Origin of the sequence: Allobosea sp. OAE752 (assembly GCF_050433265.1) — a bacterium.
GTDB lineage: Bacteria > Pseudomonadota > Alphaproteobacteria > Rhizobiales > Beijerinckiaceae > Allobosea > Allobosea spartocytisi.
The window spans coordinates 46,535-66,628 of record NZ_JBNPXO010000009.1 but is presented as its reverse complement, the minus strand read 5'-3'; the positions used below and the strand labels follow the sequence as shown (position 1 = coordinate 66,628).

20 protein-coding genes are annotated in these 20,094 nt (G+C 68.3%); 13 read left to right on the top strand and 7 right to left on the bottom strand.

Features of this window, described 5'->3' with window-relative positions:
* The first annotated feature begins 19 nt into the window (after positions 1-19).
* Positions 20-895, top strand: a complete 876-nt coding sequence (locus tag GGC47_RS21030) for an HpcH/HpaI aldolase/citrate lyase family protein (RefSeq protein WP_142022764.1) — start codon at positions 20-22, stop codon at positions 893-895.
* A gap of 145 nt (positions 896-1,040) precedes the next feature.
* Here the strand turns inward: GGC47_RS21030 and ppa are convergent, their stop codons facing one another.
* A complete protein-coding gene (gene ppa / locus GGC47_RS21025; RefSeq protein WP_038362742.1) occupies positions 1,041-1,577 on the bottom strand; it encodes an inorganic diphosphatase in 537 nt (178 codons plus the stop codon).
* A gap of 152 nt (positions 1,578-1,729) precedes the next feature.
* Between ppa and GGC47_RS21020 the strand changes: the two genes are divergently transcribed.
* Complete coding sequence (locus GGC47_RS21020; protein ID WP_260368415.1) at positions 1,730-2,452, top strand: fused DSP-PTPase phosphatase/NAD kinase-like protein; 723 nt, start codon at positions 1,730-1,732, stop codon at positions 2,450-2,452.
* A gap of 90 nt (positions 2,453-2,542) precedes the next feature.
* Here the strand turns inward: GGC47_RS21020 and GGC47_RS21015 are convergent, their stop codons facing one another.
* The 3 genes from GGC47_RS21015 to hmuQ form a co-directional block, all read right to left on the bottom strand.
* Positions 2,543-3,988, bottom strand: coding sequence for a hypothetical protein (locus GGC47_RS21015; protein ID WP_142022763.1), 1,446 nt, complete (start codon positions 3,986-3,988; stop codon positions 2,543-2,545).
* Positions 3,989-4,129: 141 nt separating this feature from the next.
* Positions 4,130-4,651: a heme utilization cystosolic carrier protein HutX gene (gene hutX, locus GGC47_RS21010; protein ID WP_142022762.1), complete on the bottom strand. Its 522-nt coding sequence runs from the start codon at positions 4,649-4,651 to the stop codon at positions 4,130-4,132.
* A gap of 10 nt (positions 4,652-4,661) precedes the next feature.
* Positions 4,662-5,009, bottom strand: a complete 348-nt coding sequence (gene hmuQ / locus GGC47_RS21005) for a heme-degrading protein HmuQ (RefSeq protein ID WP_038362734.1) — start codon at positions 5,007-5,009, stop codon at positions 4,662-4,664.
* A 305-nt stretch (positions 5,010-5,314) separates the two neighbouring features.
* On the opposite strand from hmuQ, the gene GGC47_RS21000 reads away from it, so the two are divergent.
* The 4 genes from GGC47_RS21000 to GGC47_RS20985 all read left to right on the top strand — a co-directional run bounded on the left by GGC47_RS21000 (position 5,315) and on the right by GGC47_RS20985 (position 8,841).
* The gene (locus GGC47_RS21000; RefSeq protein WP_248312539.1) at positions 5,315-6,265 is read left to right on the top strand and encodes a heme/hemin ABC transporter substrate-binding protein; all 951 of its coding nucleotides are present in this window, start codon (positions 5,315-5,317) and stop codon (positions 6,263-6,265) included.
* Between the two features lie 23 nt (positions 6,266-6,288).
* A complete protein-coding gene (locus tag GGC47_RS20995) occupies positions 6,289-7,368 on the top strand; it encodes a FecCD family ABC transporter permease (protein ID WP_142022982.1) in 1,080 nt (359 codons plus the stop codon).
* Positions 7,361-8,185, top strand: a complete 825-nt coding sequence (locus tag GGC47_RS20990) for a heme ABC transporter ATP-binding protein (protein WP_112761645.1) — start codon at positions 7,361-7,363, stop codon at positions 8,183-8,185. The genes GGC47_RS20995 and GGC47_RS20990 overlap by 8 nt, the downstream gene beginning before the upstream one ends.
* Before the next feature lie 131 nt (positions 8,186-8,316).
* The gene (locus GGC47_RS20985; protein ID WP_142022761.1) at positions 8,317-8,841 is read left to right on the top strand and encodes a L,D-transpeptidase; all 525 of its coding nucleotides are present in this window, start codon (positions 8,317-8,319) and stop codon (positions 8,839-8,841) included.
* Between the two features lie 45 nt (positions 8,842-8,886).
* On the opposite strand, the gene GGC47_RS20980 is transcribed toward GGC47_RS20985, so the two are convergent.
* Positions 8,887-9,834, bottom strand: coding sequence for a 2-hydroxyacid dehydrogenase (locus tag GGC47_RS20980; RefSeq protein WP_142022760.1), 948 nt, complete (start codon positions 9,832-9,834; stop codon positions 8,887-8,889).
* Between the two features lie 231 nt (positions 9,835-10,065).
* On the opposite strand from GGC47_RS20980, the gene GGC47_RS20975 reads away from it, so the two are divergent.
* Positions 10,066-10,383 carry a DUF2853 family protein gene (locus tag GGC47_RS20975; protein WP_038362726.1) on the top strand — a complete coding sequence of 106 codons (318 nt, stop codon included), beginning with the start codon at positions 10,066-10,068 and terminating at the stop codon, positions 10,381-10,383.
* Between the two features lie 151 nt (positions 10,384-10,534).
* Here the strand turns inward: GGC47_RS20975 and GGC47_RS20970 are convergent, their stop codons facing one another.
* The gene (locus GGC47_RS20970) at positions 10,535-11,893 is read right to left on the bottom strand and encodes a class I SAM-dependent methyltransferase (RefSeq protein ID WP_142022759.1); all 1,359 of its coding nucleotides are present in this window, start codon (positions 11,891-11,893) and stop codon (positions 10,535-10,537) included.
* A gap of 154 nt (positions 11,894-12,047) precedes the next feature.
* On the opposite strand from GGC47_RS20970, the gene GGC47_RS20965 reads away from it, so the two are divergent.
* Positions 12,048-12,425: a hypothetical protein gene (locus tag GGC47_RS20965; protein WP_142022758.1), complete on the top strand. Its 378-nt coding sequence runs from the start codon at positions 12,048-12,050 to the stop codon at positions 12,423-12,425.
* A gap of 31 nt (positions 12,426-12,456) precedes the next feature.
* Here GGC47_RS20965 and GGC47_RS20960 read toward each other — a convergent pair whose 3' ends face one another.
* The gene (locus GGC47_RS20960; protein ID WP_133561012.1) at positions 12,457-12,678 is read right to left on the bottom strand and encodes a DUF1674 domain-containing protein; all 222 of its coding nucleotides are present in this window, start codon (positions 12,676-12,678) and stop codon (positions 12,457-12,459) included.
* A gap of 183 nt (positions 12,679-12,861) precedes the next feature.
* On the opposite strand from GGC47_RS20960, the gene htpX reads away from it, so the two are divergent.
* From htpX to GGC47_RS20935, 5 genes are all read left to right on the top strand, one after another.
* On the top strand, positions 12,862-13,791 hold the full coding sequence (gene htpX / locus GGC47_RS20955) for a zinc metalloprotease HtpX (RefSeq protein ID WP_429068661.1): 930 nt from the start codon (positions 12,862-12,864) through the stop codon (positions 13,789-13,791).
* 3 nt (positions 13,792-13,794) lie between these two features.
* A complete protein-coding gene (locus GGC47_RS20950; protein WP_142022757.1) occupies positions 13,795-15,159 on the top strand; it encodes an RsmB/NOP family class I SAM-dependent RNA methyltransferase in 1,365 nt (454 codons plus the stop codon).
* Between the two features lie 93 nt (positions 15,160-15,252).
* Positions 15,253-17,007, top strand: coding sequence for a heparinase II/III family protein (locus GGC47_RS20945; RefSeq protein ID WP_142022756.1), 1,755 nt, complete (start codon positions 15,253-15,255; stop codon positions 17,005-17,007).
* A 108-nt stretch (positions 17,008-17,115) separates the two neighbouring features.
* Positions 17,116-18,708 carry a bifunctional phosphoribosylaminoimidazolecarboxamide formyltransferase/IMP cyclohydrolase gene (purH, locus tag GGC47_RS20940; protein WP_142022755.1) on the top strand — a complete coding sequence of 531 codons (1,593 nt, stop codon included), beginning with the start codon at positions 17,116-17,118 and terminating at the stop codon, positions 18,706-18,708.
* A 206-nt stretch (positions 18,709-18,914) separates the two neighbouring features.
* Complete coding sequence (locus GGC47_RS20935; RefSeq protein WP_142022754.1) at positions 18,915-20,093, top strand: low temperature requirement protein A; 1,179 nt, start codon at positions 18,915-18,917, stop codon at positions 20,091-20,093.
* The last annotated feature ends 1 nt before the right edge of the window (position 20,094 follow it).

Genomic DNA, 20,094 nt, shown 5'->3' with positions numbered 1-20,094 from the left:
GGCCGTGTCAGGAGAGACGATGACCGCGATCCGCCCCCGCCGCAGCGCCCTTTATATGCCGGGCTCGAACGCCCGCGCGCTGGAAAAGGCGCGTGAGATCGCGGCCGACGTCCTGATCCTCGACCTGGAGGATGCTGTCGCCCCCGATGCCAAGGCAACGGCGCGCGAGCAAGTCTGCGCCGCCGTGAAGGCGGGCGGCTATGGCCGGCGCGAGCTGGTGATCCGCGTCAACGGCGCCGGCACGCCCTGGTTCGCGGACGACCTGGCTGCCGCAGCGGAGGCCGGGCCGCAGGCGATCCTGGTCCCGAAGGTCTCGGCGCCGGATGAACTGCACGAGATCGCCAGCCGGCTCGGTGGTCTTCGGGCCGATTCCGCCATCGCGGTCTGGGCGATGATCGAGACCCCGCTCGCGATCCTCGACGTCGAGCGCATCGCACGGGCCGCGCGCGACCCTGCCACGCGGCTCGCCTGCTTCGTCATGGGCACGAACGATCTCGCCAAGGAGACCCGCGCCCGCTTCGTGCCGGGCCGGGCGACGATGCTGCCCTGGCTGACGAGCGCGCTGCTGGCCGCCCGCGCCCATGGCATCGACATCCTCGACGGCGTCTACAACGACATCAAGGACGAGGCCGGCTTCCGCGCCGAATGCGAGCAGGCGCGCGATCTCGGCTTCGACGGCAAGACCCTGATCCACCCCTCGCAGGTCGGGCCGGCGAATACGGTCTTCGCGCCGGACGAGGCGGAGCTCGCCCGGGCACGGGCCATCATCGCCGCCTTCGACCTGCCGGAGAACGCCGGCAAGGGCGCGATCCAGCTCGACGGCCGCATGGTCGAATTGCTGCATGCCGAGATGGCCCGCCGCACCGTGGCGCTGGCGGAGGCGATCGCGGCGTAAGTCCCCTCTCCCCTTGCGGGAGAGGGTTAGGGTGAGGGGTCGCGCGACGTGAACGCGAGCCGGACACTGACTTCCAAAGACCTGCGGGCCACCTTCTCCCGCAAGGGGAGAAGGAAGGTCGCGCTCGGATGGTCGGGCGGCCCGCTCAGCCCTTCGCGGCCTTGGCCCGCTCGATCGCCTCGACGATCAGCTTCTTGGCCATGGCGGCGTCGCCCCAGCCCTTGAGCTTCACCCATTTCCCGGGCTCCAGATCCTTGTAGTGCTCGAAGAAGTGCTGGATCTGGTCGAGGGTGATCTTCGGCAAATCGGTGTAGTCGTGGACGTTCTCGTAGCGCTTGGTCAGCTTCGGTACGGGAACGGCGATGATCTTCTCGTCGCCGCCGCCCTCGTCTTCCATCAGCATCACGCCGATCGGCCTGACCGCGATGTAGGAGCCCGGCACCAGCGGGCGGGTATTGGCGACCAGCACGTCGCAAGGGTCGCCATCCTCCGACAGCGTGTGCGGGATGAAGCCGTAATTGCCGGGATAGCGCATCGGCGTATAGAGGAAGCGGTCGACGAAGAGCGTGCCGGCCTCCTTGTCCATCTCGTACTTGATCGGCTCGCCCCCGATCGCCACCTCGATCAGGACATTCACTTCGTCAGGCGGGTTCTTGCCGATGGAGATGGCGTCGATGCGCATGAGGGAACCTGTCGCTTGGATATTTCGCCGGGCCTTATGCAAGTTCGCGGCAAAAAGTCCAACCCCTTCCGGCAGGACAAGCCATCAGACGATTTGCGCATGGTTGCCGTCACTGCTATCCGGCCCGTCATGAACAGCCCCGAGACCAGGCCGTGCTGAGCCGCCTGCGCCCCGACGAAGAGCGCTATGCCCGCCGCATGGCCCGCATCGCCCGCTGGGACCGGCCGATCGAAGGCCGGGCCGCGCGCCTGCGCGCCTGGGCCAACATGCTGCTGGTCGACCACGGCGTCTTCCGCCTCGCCTATCTCAACGCCCATCGCGTGACGCCGCGTCTCTGGCGTTCGGCCCAGCCTGCGCCCGGCCAGATCGCGGCCTTCGCCCGCAAGGGCGTGAAGACCATCGTCAACCTGCGCGGCGGGCGCGAGCACGGCTCCTGGCCGCTCCAGAAGGAAGCCTGCGAGCGTCACGGCATCGCGCTCGTCGATTTCGTGCTGCGCTCACGCGGCGCGCCCGACCGGGAGACGATCCTCGGCGCCGAGGCCTTCTTCGCGAGCCTCGAAGAGCCGGCGCTGGTCCACTGCAAATCCGGCGCCGACCGGGCGGGGTTCTTCTCGGCGCTCTATCTGCTGATCCATGAAGGCCGCCCGCTCGACGAGGCGATGCGCCAGCTCTCGCTGCGCTACGGCCATTTCCGCTTTGCGAAGACCGGCATCCTCGACGCCTTCTTCGAGGCCTATCGCCGCGAGGGCGAGGCCAAGGGCATCGCCTTCCTCGACTGGGCCGCGACGATCTACGACCCCGAGCGCCTCGAACGGGACTTCAAGCCCGGTCTTCTGTCTTCGCTGATCGCGGACCGGCTGATCCGCCGGGAATAGGTCATCGACCCGAAAAGTGGAGTGCGGTCTTCGGGTCGATGCCAAAAAGCCTAGGTCATCGGCCGAAACGCCGCTGCGAGGATCACATCCTCACGACTTCGCGCCCGAAACTGCGAAATCCCAGCGCGCACTGTCCTCGGCTTCGCCAAGATGCCGCCAGATGAAGACGACATAGGCCAGCGTCCGAGCGATCGAGACCGCGCCGACGGCATAGAGCAGTGCCGGCGTCAGAGCGCCGTACCAGCGCATCACGCCGATCAGGGCCAGGAGCGAGACGGCGTTGATCAGGACTTGCCAGGCGAGTTGGCGTGACAGGGTCGCGACCTCCTGCAAAGGCCCGACCAGTGTGATCCCGCCGTAGAACAGGCTCATGATGGCGATCACCGCACCGACACCGGCCCATTTCGTTCCCTCGATGAAGCTGTCGGCGACATGGGCGCCAAGGCCGACGGCGGCGAACAGTGCGCCCGCCGCAGCGATCAGGCCGAGCGTCATCAGCCTGATCCAGAAGCGCCTGCGCTTGCCGACATAGCTGCGCAGCCCGTTGAGCACGAGCGGGGTGGAGACGGTGCCGAACATCTGGCTCGGCATCTCGAGCAGCCGCATCGCGAGCGCGACATGGGCCGCCAGCAGCGCATTGGAGGCGTAGGGCAGCGCCAGGATCGGCGCGATGCTGAAGCCATAGGCCAGCAGGGCGGAGGGCAGCAGCGCCCGCGGCGCATCGCGCCAGCGCCAGGCCGCCGCGATCAGGCTGCCGCTGTTCCACAATCGTGGCTGGACCAGCGGCCGCAGCGCCGCATGGCGGCGGCGCAGCAGATAGAGGGTCGCCAGGACATGACCGCCGGCATCCGCCATGAAAAGCGCCAGCGCCTTCGGCCCGAAGAGGCCGATCAGCACCAGCATGATCACCGGCTGGACAACCGCCTGCACCACATTGCTGTTGCCGATGGCACGGAAATCCCCTTCCGCGGTCGCCTCCGCCCAGATCAGGCGCAGGACAGAGCGCGCGGCCAGCGAGACGAAGAAGAAAAAGGCGACGGCCGGCGCCACCCAGCCCGTCAGCGCGAGACCGATCAGCACGAGCGCCGTCAGACCGAGGAATGCGGTGCCGACCGCAGCGGCAAGGCGAAAGGCCAGGCCCAGCCGGGCCGTATCGTTGCTCCGGAAGAACACGGCCTCGAGCCGCAGCAGCGAGGCGGTCGAGACGAAATTCGCGGCAGCGGAAAAGACGGCGAAAGCCGCGAAGACGCTCGGCGGGCACAGCGCCGCCGCGACGATCAGCCCCCAGACCGAGATCAGTCGGGCCTGGACGAAGCGCAGGCCGAGCAGGATGGCCGAACCGAAGCTGGAGCGCAGGATCGGCGCGCGCTCCGCCACGAAGCGGCGTCCGGCGGCCAGCGAAGGCCGGCTCGGGGGAAAGGTCGCCCGTTCCATGACGACATGCGCGGCCATATCGACATCCAGGGTTGGAACATCGGGCAAGCCGTCCTCGCTGTCGTCGGTGCGCCCGTCCTGATGGACCCGGTCCGCCGGCATTAGGAGATCACGGCTTTCAGGTGGCAACGCTGCGCCAGTATGGTTAACAACTTGTAAACAGCTTTCATCGCTGAGCGTCGGTGCAGGCCGCTCGCCCGCGCGGGGCATGATGCAGGAAACGCATCCTGCCCCTGCCGCAGCTCAGACGAAGCTCGCCTTCAGGGCCTCGAACCGGTTTAGCTGATCCGGCAGCAAAGCGCGACTGGCATCTCGTCGCACGAAGATCTTGAACATCACCTCGCCCGCCGCATTGAAGAACTGGACCGAGCAGGCCCGCCGGCCCTGCGCGGTCGCGCGGTCGACGAGATAGATCGCGCGGCAATTCTCGGCCTTGATATGTCCGCCGATCGGGCTGTCGCCATGGATATTGTAGTAGCCATGGCCGAAGCTGCCGACCGGCAGCGCGCCCTCGACCTCCAGCACGATGTCGGGCGTGTGCATCAGGAACAGCACCGTTCCCCAGCTCGCCAGCTCCTGCCACAGCGCCTCGAAGCGCTCGGGCGCCACGAACAGCCGCTGCCCGGCCGGCAGCAGCTCCAGCGCCGTGCGGGTCGAGACACCCGCCTCGCGCGCGATCGCCTCGATCAGCCCGTCGGGCTTTGCCGCGAGCAAAGCCCGGGCATGTTCGATCGGGTCGCGGCTCGCGACCTCCGCCGTCGTCATCGCGCGAACCTCACTCGGCCGCCTGGCGGGGCTGATGCGGATTGATCTCGCTCAGCACGGTCTCGAACCCTTCGAACTCGGGATGGCCGAGGAAGACCGGCTTCTCGCGGGGCTGACCGGCGTTGCGATGCGACTCGCGGAATTGCTCCGACTTCGTCCAGGCGACGAAATCCTCCTTCGCGGCCCATGTCGTGTGCGAGGAATAGAGGGTGTGGTCCTCTTTCTCCGGCCCCTTCAGCAGATGGAAGGCGAGGAAGCCCGGCATTTCGTCGAGCCGGCTCTTGCGCGAGGACCAGACCGTCTCGAAGGCGGCCTCCTCGCCCTTGACGACCTTGAAGCGATTCATGGCGATGAACATCGGATGATCCTGCACTGAAAGGGCCGTGACCGGCCGAACACGGGGCGCCGGCGCGAATGTCCTCGCGATGTCGTGATCCAGCCGCGCAGCACGATGCCGCGGGCGAAACCGACACCGCTTGGCGCGTTGCCCTTGACCGCTTCTAGTAAAGCCGAATATCTGCGTCAATAACAGTCGAGGCCAATGCTTGTTTTGAATTACTAAAAACTAGCACTTACTTGACTGGAACGATTTTAAACTGCGGCATCGACAGTTGATCGACGGCGGCAGCGAAGAGCCTGGGCATTCCAGGAGGAGTCGCATCCATGTCCGGCACACAGGCCCCAACGGTTTCCGCACGCTCCCGGCAGCCGAGCCGCCGCCTCGCGGCCGCCATCGGCCTCGCGCTCCTGGCGAGCGGCCTCTGGCCGGCGGGCTGGACGATGCCGGCCCTGGCGCAAAACCCCGACAAGATCGTCGTCGCCGGCGGCGTGATCACCGAGGTGCTCTATGCGCTCGGCCTGCAGGAGCGCATCGTCGGCGTCGATTCGACCAGCCAGTTCCCGCCGGAGGCGCTGAAGGACAAGCCGAACATCGGCTATGTCCGTGCCCTCTCGGCCGAGGGCGTGCTCTCGCTGAAGCCGTCGCTGGTCATGCTGATCGATGGAGCGGGCCCGCCCGACGCCGTCTCGCTGCTGACCGAGTCCGGCGTGAGGATCGCCCGCATCGCCGACGGCCTGACGCCGGAAGGCGTCGCCACCAAGATCGACGCGATCGGCGCGGCGGTCGGCGCCGGCGAGCCGGCCCGGCGCCTCGCCGCGCAAACGACGGCGCGCTTCGAGGAGCTGGCCGGGCTGCGCGCCAAGCTGGCGACGAAGAAGCGTATTCTCTTCGTGCTTTCGCTGCAGAACGGGCGCGCCCTCGTCGGCGGCCGCAATAGCTCGGCCGACGCGATCATCGCGCTGGCCGGCGGCCTCAACGTCGCGAGCGCCATCGAAGGCTACAAGCCGATGACCGAGGAGGCCATCGCCGCCGCGGCGCCCGACATGGTCCTGATGATGCGCAACAGCAGCGCCCACAACACCACCCCCGAAGAGCTCTTCGCCATGCCGGCCTTCGCGCAGACGCCGGCCGCCGCGACGAAGCGCCTGGTCCATATGGACGGCCTCTATCTGCTCGGCTTCGGACCGCGCACGCCGATGGCGGCGCGCGATCTCATGGCGGCGATCTATCCGGAAGCCGCCATCCCGCCGCTGAAGACGGCCGCCGCCCCGTGACCCTCGCCGCGCCCGTCCCGGCCATGGCCGCCAATGCTTTGGCAACGCTCGCCGCCGGCCGGCGGCGCGTCGGGCTCATCGCCGTCATCGGGCTTGCGCTGGCCTGCCTGCTGCTCGCCATCGTCGCGATCGGCCAGGGCGCCATCGCGATCCCGCCGGGCCGGGTCGCCGAGATCCTCATGGCGAAACTGACCGGCGATACCTCGCTTCTGGACGGGCGCGACGTCCTCGTGGTCCTCAACATCCGCCTGCCGCGCGTGCTGCTCGGCCTGCTCGTCGGCGCGGGCCTCGCGGTTTCCGGTGCCTTGATGCAGGGGCTGTTCCGCAATCCCCTGGCCGATCCCGGCCTCGTCGGCGTCTCGAGCGGCGCGGCGCTCGCCGCGGCGGCGACCATCGTCCTCGGCGACCGTTTCATGGCCGGCACGATGATGAAGCTGCCCTTCGCGGCCCTGCCTTTGGGCGCCTTCTGCGGCGGGCTTGGCGCGACGCTCGCGCTCTACCTCATCGCCACGCGCGGTGGGCGCACCTCGGTCGCCACCATGCTGCTCGCCGGCGTCGCGCTCGGCGCCCTCTCCGGCGCGCTGACCGGCCTTCTCGCCTTCATCTCGGACGACCGGCAATTGCGCGACCTGACCTTCTGGTCGCTCGGCAGCCTCGGCGGCGCGAGCTGGACGAAGCTCTCGGCGGTGGCACCGATCGTGCTGCCGCTGCTGTTGCTGATGCCGCTGCTGGCGCGCGGGCTGAACGGCCTGATGCTCGGCGAAGCCGAGGCCTATCACCTCGGCATACCCGTCCAGCGCATCAAGGCACTGGCGATCCTGCTCGTCGCGCTCGCGGTGGGCGCCAGCGTCGCCTCGGCCGGGCTGATCGGCTTCGTCGGCATCGTGGTGCCGCATCTGATCCGGCTCTCGGTCGGCCCGGATCATCGCCTGCTTCTGCCGCTTTCGGCGCTGGGCGGCGCGATGCTGCTGGTCGGCGCCGACATCGTCGCGCGCCTGATCGTGGCGCCGGCCGAATTGCCGATCGGCATCGTCACTGCCACGATCGGCGCGCCCTTCTTCCTCTGGCTGCTGCTGCGCCGCACGAGCCTCATCGATGTCTGAGTCGGGACCGATCCTCTCCGGTCGTGAGATCAGCTTCCTCGCGGGCGGCCGTCGGCTCGTCGCCGAGGCCTCCCTGGAGCTCGCCGGCGGCACGACCACGATCCTGATCGGCCCGAACGGCGCCGGAAAATCGACCCTGCTCAAGCTCCTGACCGGCGAGATCAAGCCGGCCGGTGGACGGATCGAGATCGCCGGCGAGCCGCTCGAGACGGTTCCGGCCTGGCGCCTGGCCTGCCAGCGCTCGGTCATGGCGCAGCATGCCCGCCTCGCCTTCCCCTTCAGCGTCTACGAGGTCGCGCAGCTCGGCGTCGACGGCATCGGCCGGGCGCTGACGCGCCAGCGGCGCGAGGCGGTCGTCGCGGAAGCCCTCGCCGCCGCCGGCGTGCTCGACCTCGCGGGCCGGCGCTACCAGACCCTCTCCGGCGGCGAGCAGCAGCGCGTGCAGTTCGCCCGCGTGCTCTGCCAGCTCGAAGCCGGGCGCAGCGTCGCCGAGCGGCAGGTGCTCTTCCTCGACGAGCCGATCGCGAGCCTCGACCTCTGCCACCAGCTCGCACTGCTCGACATGGCCCGCAGCATCGCCGCACGCGGCGTCGCCGTGCTGATCGTGCTGCACGACCTCAACCTCGCCGTGACCTATGCCGATCATCTCGTCGTGATGGATCGCGGCCGGATCATCGCGCAGGGCCCCCCGGCCCAGACCCTCGACGACGCCCTGCTGCATCAGGTCTTCCGCGTCGATCTTTCGCTGAGCCGCGCCCCCGCGCCGGGCCTGCCCTTCCTGCTGCCGCAGCAGCATCGCGGCCGGCCGACGGCCTGAGCTGGCATTTCCGCCGATTCACCCCGGATTCATGGTGAATCGCACGGGGACCCGCCTTCACCATATTGCTCAACCGCCGGTTCACGGCTGCGGCGCGATGGCTTCCGATCTGTTCAACCGGAGATCGGACCATGTCGAGACAGGTTGCGGCCGCGGGCTTCGCCGTCGCGGGGCTCGCCCTTTCGGCCTTGTGGCTGCCATCGCCCGCCGCGGCCCGCGAGGTCGTCGAGATGCGCGAAACCCGCTATCAGCCCGGCACCATCGTGATCCGCACCGGCGAGCGCCGGCTCTACTACGTCGTCGCCCCGGGCGAGGCCATCCGCTACACCATCGCGGTCGGCAAGGCCGGCAAGCAATGGCGCGGCGTCAAATATGTCGAGGAGCTGCAGGTCGATCCGGCCTGGAGCCCGCCCGCCGAGGTGAAGCGCGACAACCCCCGCCTGCCGGACGTCATTCCCGGCGGCTCGCCGCGCAACCCGATGGGCGCGCGCGTCATCGGCCTCGGCCCCGGCGGCCAATATGCCATCCACGGCACCAACATGCCGACGACGATCGGCAGCGCCGCCTCCTATGGCTGCTTCCGCATGCATAATGGCGATGTGGTCGACCTCTATGCCCGCGTGCAGATGGGCACGCCGGTCGTCGTCTTGCCCTGAGGGGTCACGCCGAGGGTGCCGGGCCTCTCAGGCCCGGTTTCTGGATCAGAGCGCGACGGGCGAAACCAGCGGCTTGCCGGCGAAGAAGGCCCGCAGATTGCCGAGCATGGTTTCCTGCTGCGCCGCCTGCGCCGATTCCGAGGCGGCCGCGATATGCGGCGTCAGCACGACATTGTCGAGCGCCTTCAGCCTGTCGGAGACATGCGGCTCGTTCTCGAAGACATCGAGCCCCGCGCCTGCGATCACGCCCGTCTCCAGCGCCGCGCACAAGGCGTCCTCGTCGACCGCGATGCCGCGCGAGATGTTGACCAGATGTCCGCGCGGCCCCAGCGCCTTCAGCACCGCCGCGTTCACGGCATGCCGGTTCTCGGCGCCGGCGCGGGCCGAGACGACGAGGACATCCGCCCAATCGGCGAGGCCGAGCAGGCTGTCATGGTAGCGATAGGGCATGTCGGCGCGCCGGCTGCGGTTGTGATAGCCGATCTCCATCTCGAAGCCCTCGGCGCGGCGCGCGATGCGGCTGCCGATCGCGCCCAGCCCGTAGATGCCGAGCTTGCGCCCGGCCAGCCCCGGCACCGGAGCCATGCGCTCGACCGCATTGCCCTGCCAGCGCCCGGCCCGGACGTAACGGTCGCTCTGCGGAATCTGCCGTGCCGTGGCGAGCAGCAGCCCCATGGCGAATTCCGCCACGCCGGTGGCATTGGCGTCTCCGGCATTGCCGAGCGCAATCCCGCGCGCCTTGGCATGCGCGCGGTCGACACCCTCGATGCCGGTGCCGTAGCAACAGACCAGCCTGAGCTTCGGCAGGGCGGCCATGAGAGCGGCGTCGGTGCGCAGGGTCCCGATGGTGAGCAGCGCCTCGACCTGCTCCGCCCCCTCCGGGAGCGCCTCCGGCGTCGAATGCTCCATCGGACCCAGCAGCGTATAGCTTTCACGGAGTCGGTCGATGAACGCCGCCGGCAGTCGCGGCACCATGAGGAGAGTGGGTTTCATCGATCGACTCCAGACAATACCGCATCGCAACATTTCCGCGGCATCCGCTCAAGCCCGCCACCGGCAGGACTGCCATATGCCGGATGCACGCCTTTGCCGCAGTGAACTGGCCGAAAGGCGAAAGATCGGCCGACGCCATTTCCCTCGCCTGCGGCAAAAAAGCACGTTAGCTTCGTCCTGCGACACGAAGCTCGCTCGAGCAAGAGCCGGGCCAGATAAGGGGCTACCCGTATGGATCACCTCGCTGACGTGAAGAAGTTTGCCAAGAAGCCGCTGAACGAGGCCGCCTTCGCCGGGATGGCCAAATCCTATGCGCTGGTCATGGGCAAGCCCGACACGCGCTATGTCGCCTGCTCCGACCCGGCCGAACTCGACCGCGTTCGCGAGAACTTCCTGAAGAAGAAGCTCGGGCTGAAATCCGGCGATCTCGACGGCTCGATCAAGGCCGTCTGCGAGCAGATGAAGGAAGACCGGACCAAATCCCGCCTGACCTTCTACTACCTGCTGGCCGAGCACCACGGAAAGCTCGACCTCTTCATCAAGAAATAGGCCGGCGCCGTCCCCGGCATCGCCGGGGATCTTCCTCCAGGGCAAGCGATGCGGCCGGCGGGATGTGCCGGCCTTGCGCAGGCTTGCCCGTTCTCCGTCGGATCCATCGCGAAAGATCGCGGCGCGCCCTGCCGGACGCGGTGGCGGTGATCTATGCGCTTGTCACCGCATCGGATCGTTCCGGGGAGCGGGCTCCGCTTTCCGGGCCGGCGCCATAGAGGTCCGCGCGCGTCAGCGGCAGGCCGGACGGTCCCTTGCGCCGCTTCGAGACCAGCGTCTGGTTGACCAGCGCGCCGCCGCGCTCGAAGGCGAGCGAGCAGCCGGCGAGATAGAGCAGCCACATCCGCGTCCGCTCCGGGCCGATCTCGGCCTCCGCCCTCTCCTTGTTGGCGTCGAGCCGCTCCCACCACAGCCGGGTCGTGCGCTGATAGTGTTCGCGCCAGCCCTCGACATCATGGACCTCGAAGCCATGGCGCTCGAGATTGGCGATCGACATACCGAGATGGTCGAGCTCGCCGCCGGGGAAGATGTAGCGCACCAGCGCGCGATACTCCGCCGGCATCTTGTTGAAGGCCTTCTCAGTCTTCTTGGCCCGGCGCGAGATGCAATGATGCAGATAGAGCCCGCGCGGCCGCAGCAGCCGGTTCACCGCCCGGAAATAGGACGGGTGATTGCGGATGCCGACATGCTCGAACATGCCGATCGAGGAGATCTTGTCGAATTCCCCCTCCATCTGGGTGAAGTCCTTGAGATGAAGCGTGACCTTGCCCTGAAGCCCGAGCTTCTCGACCTTCTCGCGCGCCAAGGCTAGCTGCTCCTCGGCCAGCGTCACGCCATGGGCCTCGACGCCGTAGTAGCGCGCGGCATGGCAGACCAGCGCGCCCCAACCGCAGCCGATGTCGAGGAAGCGGTCGCCGGGCTTCAGGCGCAGCTTCCGGCAGATCATGTCGAGCTTGTCGCGCTGGGCCCGCGCGAGGTCGCCATGGTCCTCGGTGAAGTAGGCGCAGGTGTAGACCATCTCCTCGTCGAGGAAGAGCCGGTAGAAATCATTCGAGACGTCGTAGTGATAGGCGATGTTGGCCTTGTTGGTCGCCGGGGCCCCGTCGCGCGCGATCTCGTCGCCCTTGCGATGATCGATCGCTTCGGCCGCCTTGCCGGGCGCGAAGATGAAGCGGCGCACCACGTCGAAGATCGCGCTCTTCGGGATGTTGCGCGCGAGCCTGCCCACCTTGCCGTCAGGCCGGGCCGCCGCGAGATCGAAGATCGAGCCGTTCCGGATCGAGATGCGGTCGGTGACATGCAGGTTGAGGAGCGTGTCGAGCTTGGGCTTGCGGATCAGGGCGGCCGGAACGCCGGCATCGGCGATGGCGATGGCGAGCCCGTCGGCAGGCCAGGAGGCGGGCACCGAACTGCCGTCCCAAAGCCGGAAGCCGAGCTTCAGCCCGAGCTTGTCATGCGCCTCCGCCAGAAGGCGGCGCAGGGCGGCGAGCCGCTTGTCATCGTTCGTCATGATCGGCTCCTATTGGCTGCCTCCCTCTGGCAGCCGAAAGCAGTTGGCAATCGCCGCCACCTGCAAACGGACCCGACATAAACCATAACGCCGTGAAGTCATGAGGTTTTCGTATCGGCGCTGCTAGAAGAGATGCGTTCGAGAGGAAGGTGCCATGAAGCCGAAACTGTTTCTCACGCTCATCATAGCGGCCTCATGCTATCTCGTGCAGAATCTCGACGTTTGGGCGCAAACGCCGCCCCCCAGCTCACCCCTTGCCGCTCAGTCGGTCGGACGCGGGCAGCCCACACGAATCAACGTCAACTTTCGCATTGAGATCGATGGCGAAACCGGAGACCTGGCGGCCACCGAAAAGGCAAGAAAAACACTTTACAGCCAGGCGGCGCGGGAATGCGCGGTGCTCACCGCGAGCTTCTCGGGCACGAGTTGCCTCATGGAAAACCTGAACGTCATGTTTCAGAGGGACGGCTCGGTGAACCGGGGTTCGGCATTCCTGAACGGCAACGCCGTCTATCAGCTTCGCGCCGATTGAGACGACAGACATTCCCTTTCACGGTTTCTTCTCAGAAATCGCTGGCGATGCCCTTCACCTCCCAGTCGTCGTAGCGCACCGGCTCAAGCCCACCGCGCCCGTTGACCTCGCGCTGGCCGGCGACTTCTGCGGCATGGGCATCGATGGCCGCGCGGCGTGCCTCGGCCTCGGCCAGAGCGCGTTTGGCCGCCGGCGAGAGCACCTTCTCCGTCACGGCAGGTGCGGGCGTGGCATCGCTGGCTTTTTCCGGCATGCGGAACATCTCCACGTTTTTGCCTTTTCGCATTTTCTTCACGCGAATCGGCGTCCACTTCGCTCGAAAATGCTCTTGGCCCGGACTTGCAGGATCGGGCCGATGCCCACCACATAGGGCAGGAAACCGGCAATCGCGAGGGTAATCCGCCCTTTTTTTGTACCGGCAAGCGAAGGGAATACGATGAACTACGTCAGGACCGGCATGCTGATGGCGGGTTTGACCGCGCTGTTTCTCAGCGTCGGCTACCTGCTGGGCGGGAGCAGCGGCATGCTGATCGCGCTGATCTTCGCCGCCGGCACCAATCTCTTCAGTTACTGGAATTCCGACCGGCTGGCCCTCGCCGCCCATCATGCCCAGGAGGTCGATGAGCGCAGCGCGCCCGAACTCTATGGCATGGTCCGCGACCTCGCCGCCCGCGCCAACATGCCGATGCCGCGGGTCTATCTGATCCAGGAGGACCAGCCCAACGCCTTCGCCACCGGCCGCAACCCCGAGAATGCGGCCGTCGCGGCGACGACCGGCATCCTGCGCACGCTGACCTATGAGGAACTGGCCGGCGTGATGGCGCATGAGCTCGCGCATATCAAGAACCACGACACGCTGACCATGACGATCACCGCGACCTTCGCCGGTGCGATCTCCTCGCTCGTCACCTTCGGCATGTTCTTCGGCTCGCGCGACAACCGCCCGAATGTCATCGTCCAGATCCTGCTCTCGATCCTCGCCCCGATGGCGGCGGCGCTGATCCAGATGGCGATCTCGCGCTCGCGCGAATATGAGGCGGACCGCCTCGGCGGCCAAATCGCCGGCAATCCCATCTGGCTCGCCGACGCGCTCGCCAAGATCGCGGCCGGCGTCCAGCACATTCCCAGCGAGACAGCCGAGGCCAGGCCTGCTACGGCGCACATGTTCATCATCAATCCCTTGACCGGCGGCGGCATGGATAATCTCTTCTCGACCCATCCCGACACCGGCAATCGCATCGCCGCGCTGATGGAGCAGGCCCGCGCCATGGGCCTCGGCCGCGCCCCGGCGGCGCCGAGCTTCACCGGCCAGGCCTCCGGCAGCCCCTGGGGTTCCGCGCCGCGCCAGCCCGGCCCCTGGGGCTGAGACATGGCCGATCGCATCCCACCCCGCCGCGGGCCGCAGCCGCCTGCGGCCGCTCCCGAATCCGACGCGCCTGGCCTGCCGGCACGCCGGCTCGCCGCGACCGTGATCGACGAGGTGCTGCGCGCCCGCGTCGCACTCGACGAGACGCTGGATCGCCTCGTCCCGGATTCCGGGCTCGACGCCGCCGATGCCGGGCTTGCCCGCGCCATCGCGGTCACCGCCTTCCGCCGGCTCGGCACCATCCAGCACGCCATCAACGAGCGGCTGGAACGCGGCAGCCCACGTCATTCCGGCCTGTTCGAGCCGATCCTGGCCGCGGCCGCGGCCCAGATCCTCTTCCTCGACGTGCCCGACCATGCCGCCGTCGACCTCGCCATCCGCCATCTGCACGAGGATCCGCGCTCGGCCCGCTACACCGCGCTCGGCAACGCGCTGCTGCGCCGTGTCGTGCGCGAGCGCGACGCGATCCTCGCCGATGCCGAGGCCAACCCCTTCCGCGACACGCCGGATTGGCTCGCCGCGAGCTGGCGCGCCGCCTATGGTGAGGAGGCCGCCACCGCGATCGCGCTGAGCCATCGCGAGGAGCCGCCGCTCGACGTCACCGCCAAGGCCGATCCGGCTGTTTGGGCCGAGAAGCTCGGCGGCATCCTGCTGCCGACAGGCTCGATCCGCCTGCGCGAGCGGCAGGCCATCGCGACCTTGCCGGGATATCAGGAAGGCGCCTGGTGGGTGCAGGACGCCGCTGCCGCTCTGCCGGTGAAGCTGATCTCGCCGGCACCGGGCGAGCGCATCGCCGATCTCTGCGCCGCGCCGGGCGGGAAGACGGCCCAGATCGCGGCGGCCGGCGCCGAGGTCACGGCGCTCGACCGCTCCGGGCCGCGCCTGCGCCGGCTCAAGGCCAATCTCGAGCGCCTCGGCCTCACGGCCGAGATCGTGACGGCCGATGCGACGAGCTGGCAGGCGGACCCCTTCGATGCCGTCCTGCTCGACGCGCCCTGCAGCGCCACCGGCACGATCCGCCGCCATCCCGACGTCGCCTGGACCAAGTCGGAGGAGGATCGCGACCGGCTCGTCGCCCTGCAGGCCAAGCTGCTCGATGCCGCCGCCGCCCTGACCAAACCGGGCGGCCAGCTCGTCTACTGCACCTGCTCGCTGGAGCCGGAGGAGGGCGAGGCGCAGATTTCGGCCTTCCTTACGCGTCATCCCCAGTTTCGTCGCGCCGGCGCGAGCCCTGCCGAAATCGGCGGTTTGGGCGCCGTCATCGACACGAACGGCGATATCCGCACCTTGCCGCAGCATTTGCCCGGGGAAACGCCGCGCCTATCGGGATGGGCGGGATTTTACGCAAGTCGCCTGATCAGGCTATGACGGAAGCGGGATTCGCGCGGTGGGGACGCCGCGCCTCTTCCGGCATGGTCTGCGCGGCCTCGAGCTGCGCCGGGAACGGAGCTTTCGGGGGATTTGAGCGCCTGGTCTGAGCGTCGGGGATTGGCCCAGGCCGCGATCGGACGGGCGGCGCGGCGCACCCGTGGCCAGCTCGTCGGCGCGACGCGCAGGCTCTGGCCCTTCGGTCGCAAGCCCTCCTCCCGCCTGCTCTTCGCCCCGCACGACCTGCGCACGGCCGACCCGACCACGGCCGGCGATTTCTACGCGGGCTACTACGCCTTCGCCGGCCGCACCGTCCGCACACACGGCGAATCGCCCTTCGACATCGCGCCGCCGACCGAGGCCTGGGCCGAGGCGCTCTACGGCTTCGGCTGGCTGCGCCATATGCGTGCCGCCGACACCGCCATCGCCCGCGCCAATGCCCGCAGCCTGGTCGAGGATTTCATTGCCCGGCGCCGCGACCGCAACGATATCGCGCGCCGGCCCGCCGTGGCCGCGCGCCGGCTGATTTCCCTGCTCTCCCACTCGCCGCTCCTGCTGGAAGGCGCCGATCACGCCTTCTACGAGCGCTTCCTGCGCCATGTCTCGCGGCTGACCGACCGGGTCGGCCTCGCGCTCGCCGGCGCGGTCGAGGGGGCCGACCGGATCAACGGGCTGATCGCCATCACCCTCGCCGCCATCTGCCTGGACGGTCAGGATGCCCGCCGCAAGCGGGCGGAGACCTTGCTCTCCGACGAGCTCGACGACCAGATCCTGCCCGATGGCGGCCATCTCTCGCGCAATCCGCGCCTGCTGATCGACTTCCTGCTCGACCTCCTGCCGCTGCGGGAAACCTTCGCCGCCCGTGGGCTGGAGCCGCCGCGCGGCCTGCTGACCGCGATCGAGCGGATGATGCCGCATCTGCGCCTGTTCCGGCACGGCGACGGCGCGCTGGCCCTGTTCAACGGCATGGGCACGACCCCGCCGGACCTGATGGCGACGCTTGCCGCCTATGACGACGCGCGCGGGCGCCCGACTGAGCACGCCGCCTATTCCGGCTACAGCCGGCTCTCCGCCGAGCGCAGCGTCGTGATCGTCGATGCCGGGGCGCCGCCGCGCGGTGGCTATTCCACCGAGGCCCATGCCGGCTGCCTCGCCTTCGAATTCTCCAGCGGCGCGCAACGCATCATCGTCAATTGCGGCGCGAGCCGCTTTGGCCCGCTCGAGCTTCGGCTGGCGGCGCGCAGCACCGCCGCCCATTCGACCCTCGTGCTCGACGATCGCTCCAGCGCGAATTTCGGTATGGTGCTCGGCGAGATGCGGGTCGTCTCCGGTCCGGCCGATGTCCGCGTCGCCCGGCAGGACGGCGCGGATGGACCGGAATGGGTCGCCAGCCATGACGGCTATCGCCGCATCGGCGCGACCCATACCCGCCGCCTGCTGCTCGCCCGCGACGGTGCCTCGCTGGGCGGCGAGGATGAGGTGGCCCTGACCGGCACGCAGACGGCCCTGCCCGCCGCCGCCCGCTTCCATCTGCATCCGCATGTCCGCGCCAGCCTTGTCCGCGAGGGCACCGGCGCCCTGCTCGCGCTGGCTTCCGGCGAGGTCTGGAGCTTCGAGGCCGGCGGCATGACCATCGCGATCGAGGAAAGCCTCTTCCTCGCCGCCGCCGATGGCCGCCGCAAGACCGAGCAGCTCGTCGTCCTCTTCGATGCTGTCGCGACGCCACGGATCGCCTGGCGGCTCAGCCGCATCAGCGCCGCCAATCCCCGCGCCGGCCAGACGCTCGCCGCGGCTCTGGCCGAGCGGCAGGGAACCCTGATCGATCCCGATCACGATCCCGAAGCGTAACGTTCCGGACGGCATTTTTTGCCTTTCGCGGCGCAGCATGATAGCTCGCGCGCGTCTGTCCAAACAGTCGACTGCCTGCTCCTGTCATTACAGCCGGACCTGATCCCGATGCCGAATGAGCTTCGCCGCGTCGAACGCGCGCTCCTTTCCGTTTCCGACAAGACGGGCCTGATCGATTTCGCGCGCGCCCTCCACAAGCTCGGCATCGCGCTGGTCTCGACCGGCGGCACTGCCAAGGCCATCGCCGAGGCCGGGCTGCCCGTCAGCGACGTTTCCGATCTCACCGGCTTTCCCGAGATGATGGACGGCCGGGTCAAGACGCTGCATCCCAAGGTCCATGGCGGCCTGCTCGCCATCCGCTCGCATCCCGAGCACCAGGCTTCAATGATCGGCCACGGCATCCAGCCGATCGACCTGCTCGTCGTGAACCTCTACCCCTTCGAGGCGACGGTCGCGGCTGGCAAGGCCTATGACGACTGCATCGAGAACATCGATATCGGCGGGCCCGCGATGATCCGCGCCGCCGCCAAGAACCACCACGACGTCGCCGTCGTGGTCGAGGCGGCCGATTACCCCTCCGTCCTCGCCGATCTCGAGGCGCAGAAGGGCGCGACCACGCTGACCTTGCGCCGCAAGCTCGCCCAGAAGGCCTATGCCCGCACCGCGGCCTATGACGCGGCGATCTCGAACTGGTTCGCCAATGAGCTGGGCGACACCGGCCCGGCCTTCCGCGCGCTCGGCGGCGCGCTCGCCGAGACCATGCGCTATGGCGAGAACCCGCATCAATGGGCGGCCTTCTACCGCACGCCGGAGAACCGCCCGGGCGTCTCGACCGCACGCCAGGTCCAGGGCAAGCAGCTCTCCTACAACAACATCAACGACACCGACGCCGCCTTCGAATGCGTCGCCGAGTTCGATCCCGCGGCTTCGGCCGCCTGCGTCATCGTCAAGCACGCCAATCCCTGCGGCGTCGCGGCTGGCGGCTCGCTGATCGAGGCCTATGAGCTCGCCTTGCGCTGCGACCCCGTCTCCGCCTTCGGCGGCATCGTCGCGCTGAACCGCAGGCTCGACGCCGAGGCTGCGAAGAAGATCGTCGAGGTCTTCACCGAGGTCATCATCGCCCCGGATGCCGACGAGGAGGCGATCGCCCTGATCGCCGCCAAGAAGAACCTGCGCCTGCTGCTGACCGGCGGCCTGCCGGATGTGCGCGCGCCGGGCCTGTCCCTGCGCACCGTCGCTGGCGGCTTCCTCGCCCAGTCCCGCGACAATGCCGTCGTCGATGACATGGAGCTCAAGGTCGTGACCAAGCGCCAGCCGAGCGAGCGCGAGCTCGCCGATCTGCGCTTCGCCTTCCGCGTCGCCAAGCACGTCAAGTCGAACGCCATCGTCTATGCGAAGGATCTCGCCACGGTCGGCATCGGCGCCGGCCAGATGAGCCGCGTCGATTCCTCGCGCATCGCCGCCTGGAAGGCGGCCGAGGCAGCGAAAGCCGCCGGCCTGCCCGAGAGCCTTGCCAAGGGTTCGGTCGTCGCCTCCGACGCCTTCTTCCCCTTCGCCGACGGCCTGCTCGCGGCGGCGGAAGCCGGTGCCACGGCGGTGATCCAGCCCGGTGGCTCGATGCGCGACGACCTTGTCATCCAGGCTGCGGACGAAGCCGGCCTCGCCATGGTCTTCACTGGGCACCGCCACTTCCGCCATTGACGGCGGGGCAGGCCGCAGGACAGGCTACCCCGGTCGGAGCCTTCCAGAATCCAGCGCTGTCATCCCGGGCGAAGCGAAGCGCAGACCCGGGATCCATGCCTGACCCTCTCTCGGAAGCGCTCCGGCATGGATCCCGGATCGGCGCCGCTTAGCGGCTTGTCCGGGATGACGGCGCGCTTGGGATCGACGGTTGGGCGAGGCATGAGATGACGCGAAATCCCAAGCCCGGCGCGCTGCTCAGGGAGCGCGTCGAACACCAGCATGCACGAGTCTCCTACGTCGAGCTCTTCTTCGACCTGGTCTTCGTCTTCGCGATTACGCAGATCTCGCACACGCTGCTCGAGCATTTCAGCGTGCTCGGGCTGGCCCAGGCCGCCTTCCTGCTCGGTGCCGTCTGGTGGATCTGGATCTATACGAGCTGGGTGACGAACTGGCTCGACCCCGAACGCCCGCCGGTCCGGATCCTGCTCTTCGTCCTGATGTTCCTCGGGCTGGTGATGTCCTGCGCGCTGCCGGAGGCCTTCGGTGCGACCGGCCTCGCCTTCGCCGGCGCCTATGTCACGGCCCAGCTCGTCCGCTCGGTCTTCACGATGGTGAGCCTCAGGGACGCCTCACCCGCGAACTATCGCAACTTCCAGCGCATCACGATCTGGCTGGTCTGCTCGGGCATCTTCTGGATCGCCGGCGGCCTGAGCGAGGGACCGTTGCGCTTCGGGCTCTGGCTGATCGCGTTCGGCATCGAATATGTCGGGCCTGCCGTCGGCTTCCGTGTGCTCGGCCTCGGCCGCTCGCTGACCAGCGACTGGAATGTCGAAGGCGGCCATCTCGCCGAGCGCTGCGCCCTCTTCATCATCATCGCGCTGGGTGAATCCGTGATCATGACCGGCGCGACCGCAGCAAAACTGCCGCCGACGGCCGTCAATCTCACCGCCTTCCTCAATGCCTTCCTGAGCACGGTCGCGATGTGGTGGGTCTATTTCCATATCGGCGCCGAGCGGGCGAGCCAGCATATCGCCCATTCGGAAGACCCCGGCCGGATCGCGCGGATTGCCTATACCTATCTCCACGTCCTGCTGATCGCCGGCATCATTCTCGTTGCCGTCGGCGACGAACTGGTGATCGCGCATCCCACCGGCCATACCGACGGCAGAACGGCCATCGCAGTACTCGCCGGCCCGGCCTTCTATCTGCTCGGGAATCTGCTGTTCAAACGGATCACGGCCGGCTGGTATCCCCTCTCCCATCTCGTCGGCCTCGGCCTGCTCGCGGTGCTCACCCCGGCCTGGACCGTGCTGCCGCCGCTCGGCTTCAGCCTGGCCGCGACCGCGATCCTGATCCTGGTTGCGGCCTGGGAAGCGATCTCGCTGCGGCCGAAGGAAGCCTGAC

Excerpts from the sequence above, each read along its gene's own strand:
- hutX (WP_142022762.1), bottom strand. The coding sequence starts at position 4,651 with ATGACGACGGCGGAGGTCGCGAGCCGCGACCCGATCGAACATGCCCGG.
- GGC47_RS20990 (WP_112761645.1), top strand. The coding sequence starts at position 7,361 with ATGTCTGAGTCGGGACCGATCCTCTCCGGTCGTGAGATCAGCTTCCTC.
- GGC47_RS21030 (WP_142022764.1), top strand. The coding sequence starts at position 20 with ATGACCGCGATCCGCCCCCGCCGCAGCGCCCTTTATATGCCGGGCTCG.
- GGC47_RS20960 (WP_133561012.1), bottom strand. The coding sequence starts at position 12,678 with ATGCCGGAAAAAGCCAGCGATGCCACGCCCGCACCTGCCGTGACGGAG.
- GGC47_RS20970 (WP_142022759.1), bottom strand. The coding sequence starts at position 11,893 with ATGACGAACGATGACAAGCGGCTCGCCGCCCTGCGCCGCCTTCTGGCG.
- hmuQ (WP_038362734.1), bottom strand. The coding sequence starts at position 5,009 with ATGTTCATCGCCATGAATCGCTTCAAGGTCGTCAAGGGCGAGGAGGCC.
- GGC47_RS20965 (WP_142022758.1), top strand. The coding sequence starts at position 12,048 with ATGAAGCCGAAACTGTTTCTCACGCTCATCATAGCGGCCTCATGCTAT.
- ppa (WP_038362742.1), bottom strand. The coding sequence starts at position 1,577 with ATGCGCATCGACGCCATCTCCATCGGCAAGAACCCGCCTGACGAAGTG.
- GGC47_RS21015 (WP_142022763.1), bottom strand. The coding sequence starts at position 3,988 with ATGCCGGCGGACCGGGTCCATCAGGACGGGCGCACCGACGACAGCGAG.
- GGC47_RS20950 (WP_142022757.1), top strand. The coding sequence starts at position 13,795 with ATGGCCGATCGCATCCCACCCCGCCGCGGGCCGCAGCCGCCTGCGGCC.
- GGC47_RS21000 (WP_248312539.1), top strand. The coding sequence starts at position 5,315 with ATGTCCGGCACACAGGCCCCAACGGTTTCCGCACGCTCCCGGCAGCCG.
- GGC47_RS20995 (WP_142022982.1), top strand. The coding sequence starts at position 6,289 with ATGGCCGCCAATGCTTTGGCAACGCTCGCCGCCGGCCGGCGGCGCGTC.
- GGC47_RS20980 (WP_142022760.1), bottom strand. The coding sequence starts at position 9,834 with ATGAAACCCACTCTCCTCATGGTGCCGCGACTGCCGGCGGCGTTCATC.
- htpX (WP_429068661.1), top strand. The coding sequence starts at position 12,862 with ATGAACTACGTCAGGACCGGCATGCTGATGGCGGGTTTGACCGCGCTG.
- GGC47_RS20935 (WP_142022754.1), top strand. The coding sequence starts at position 18,915 with ATGACGCGAAATCCCAAGCCCGGCGCGCTGCTCAGGGAGCGCGTCGAA.
- GGC47_RS20985 (WP_142022761.1), top strand. The coding sequence starts at position 8,317 with ATGTCGAGACAGGTTGCGGCCGCGGGCTTCGCCGTCGCGGGGCTCGCC.
- purH (WP_142022755.1), top strand. The coding sequence starts at position 17,116 with ATGCCGAATGAGCTTCGCCGCGTCGAACGCGCGCTCCTTTCCGTTTCC.
- GGC47_RS20975 (WP_038362726.1), top strand. The coding sequence starts at position 10,066 with ATGGATCACCTCGCTGACGTGAAGAAGTTTGCCAAGAAGCCGCTGAAC.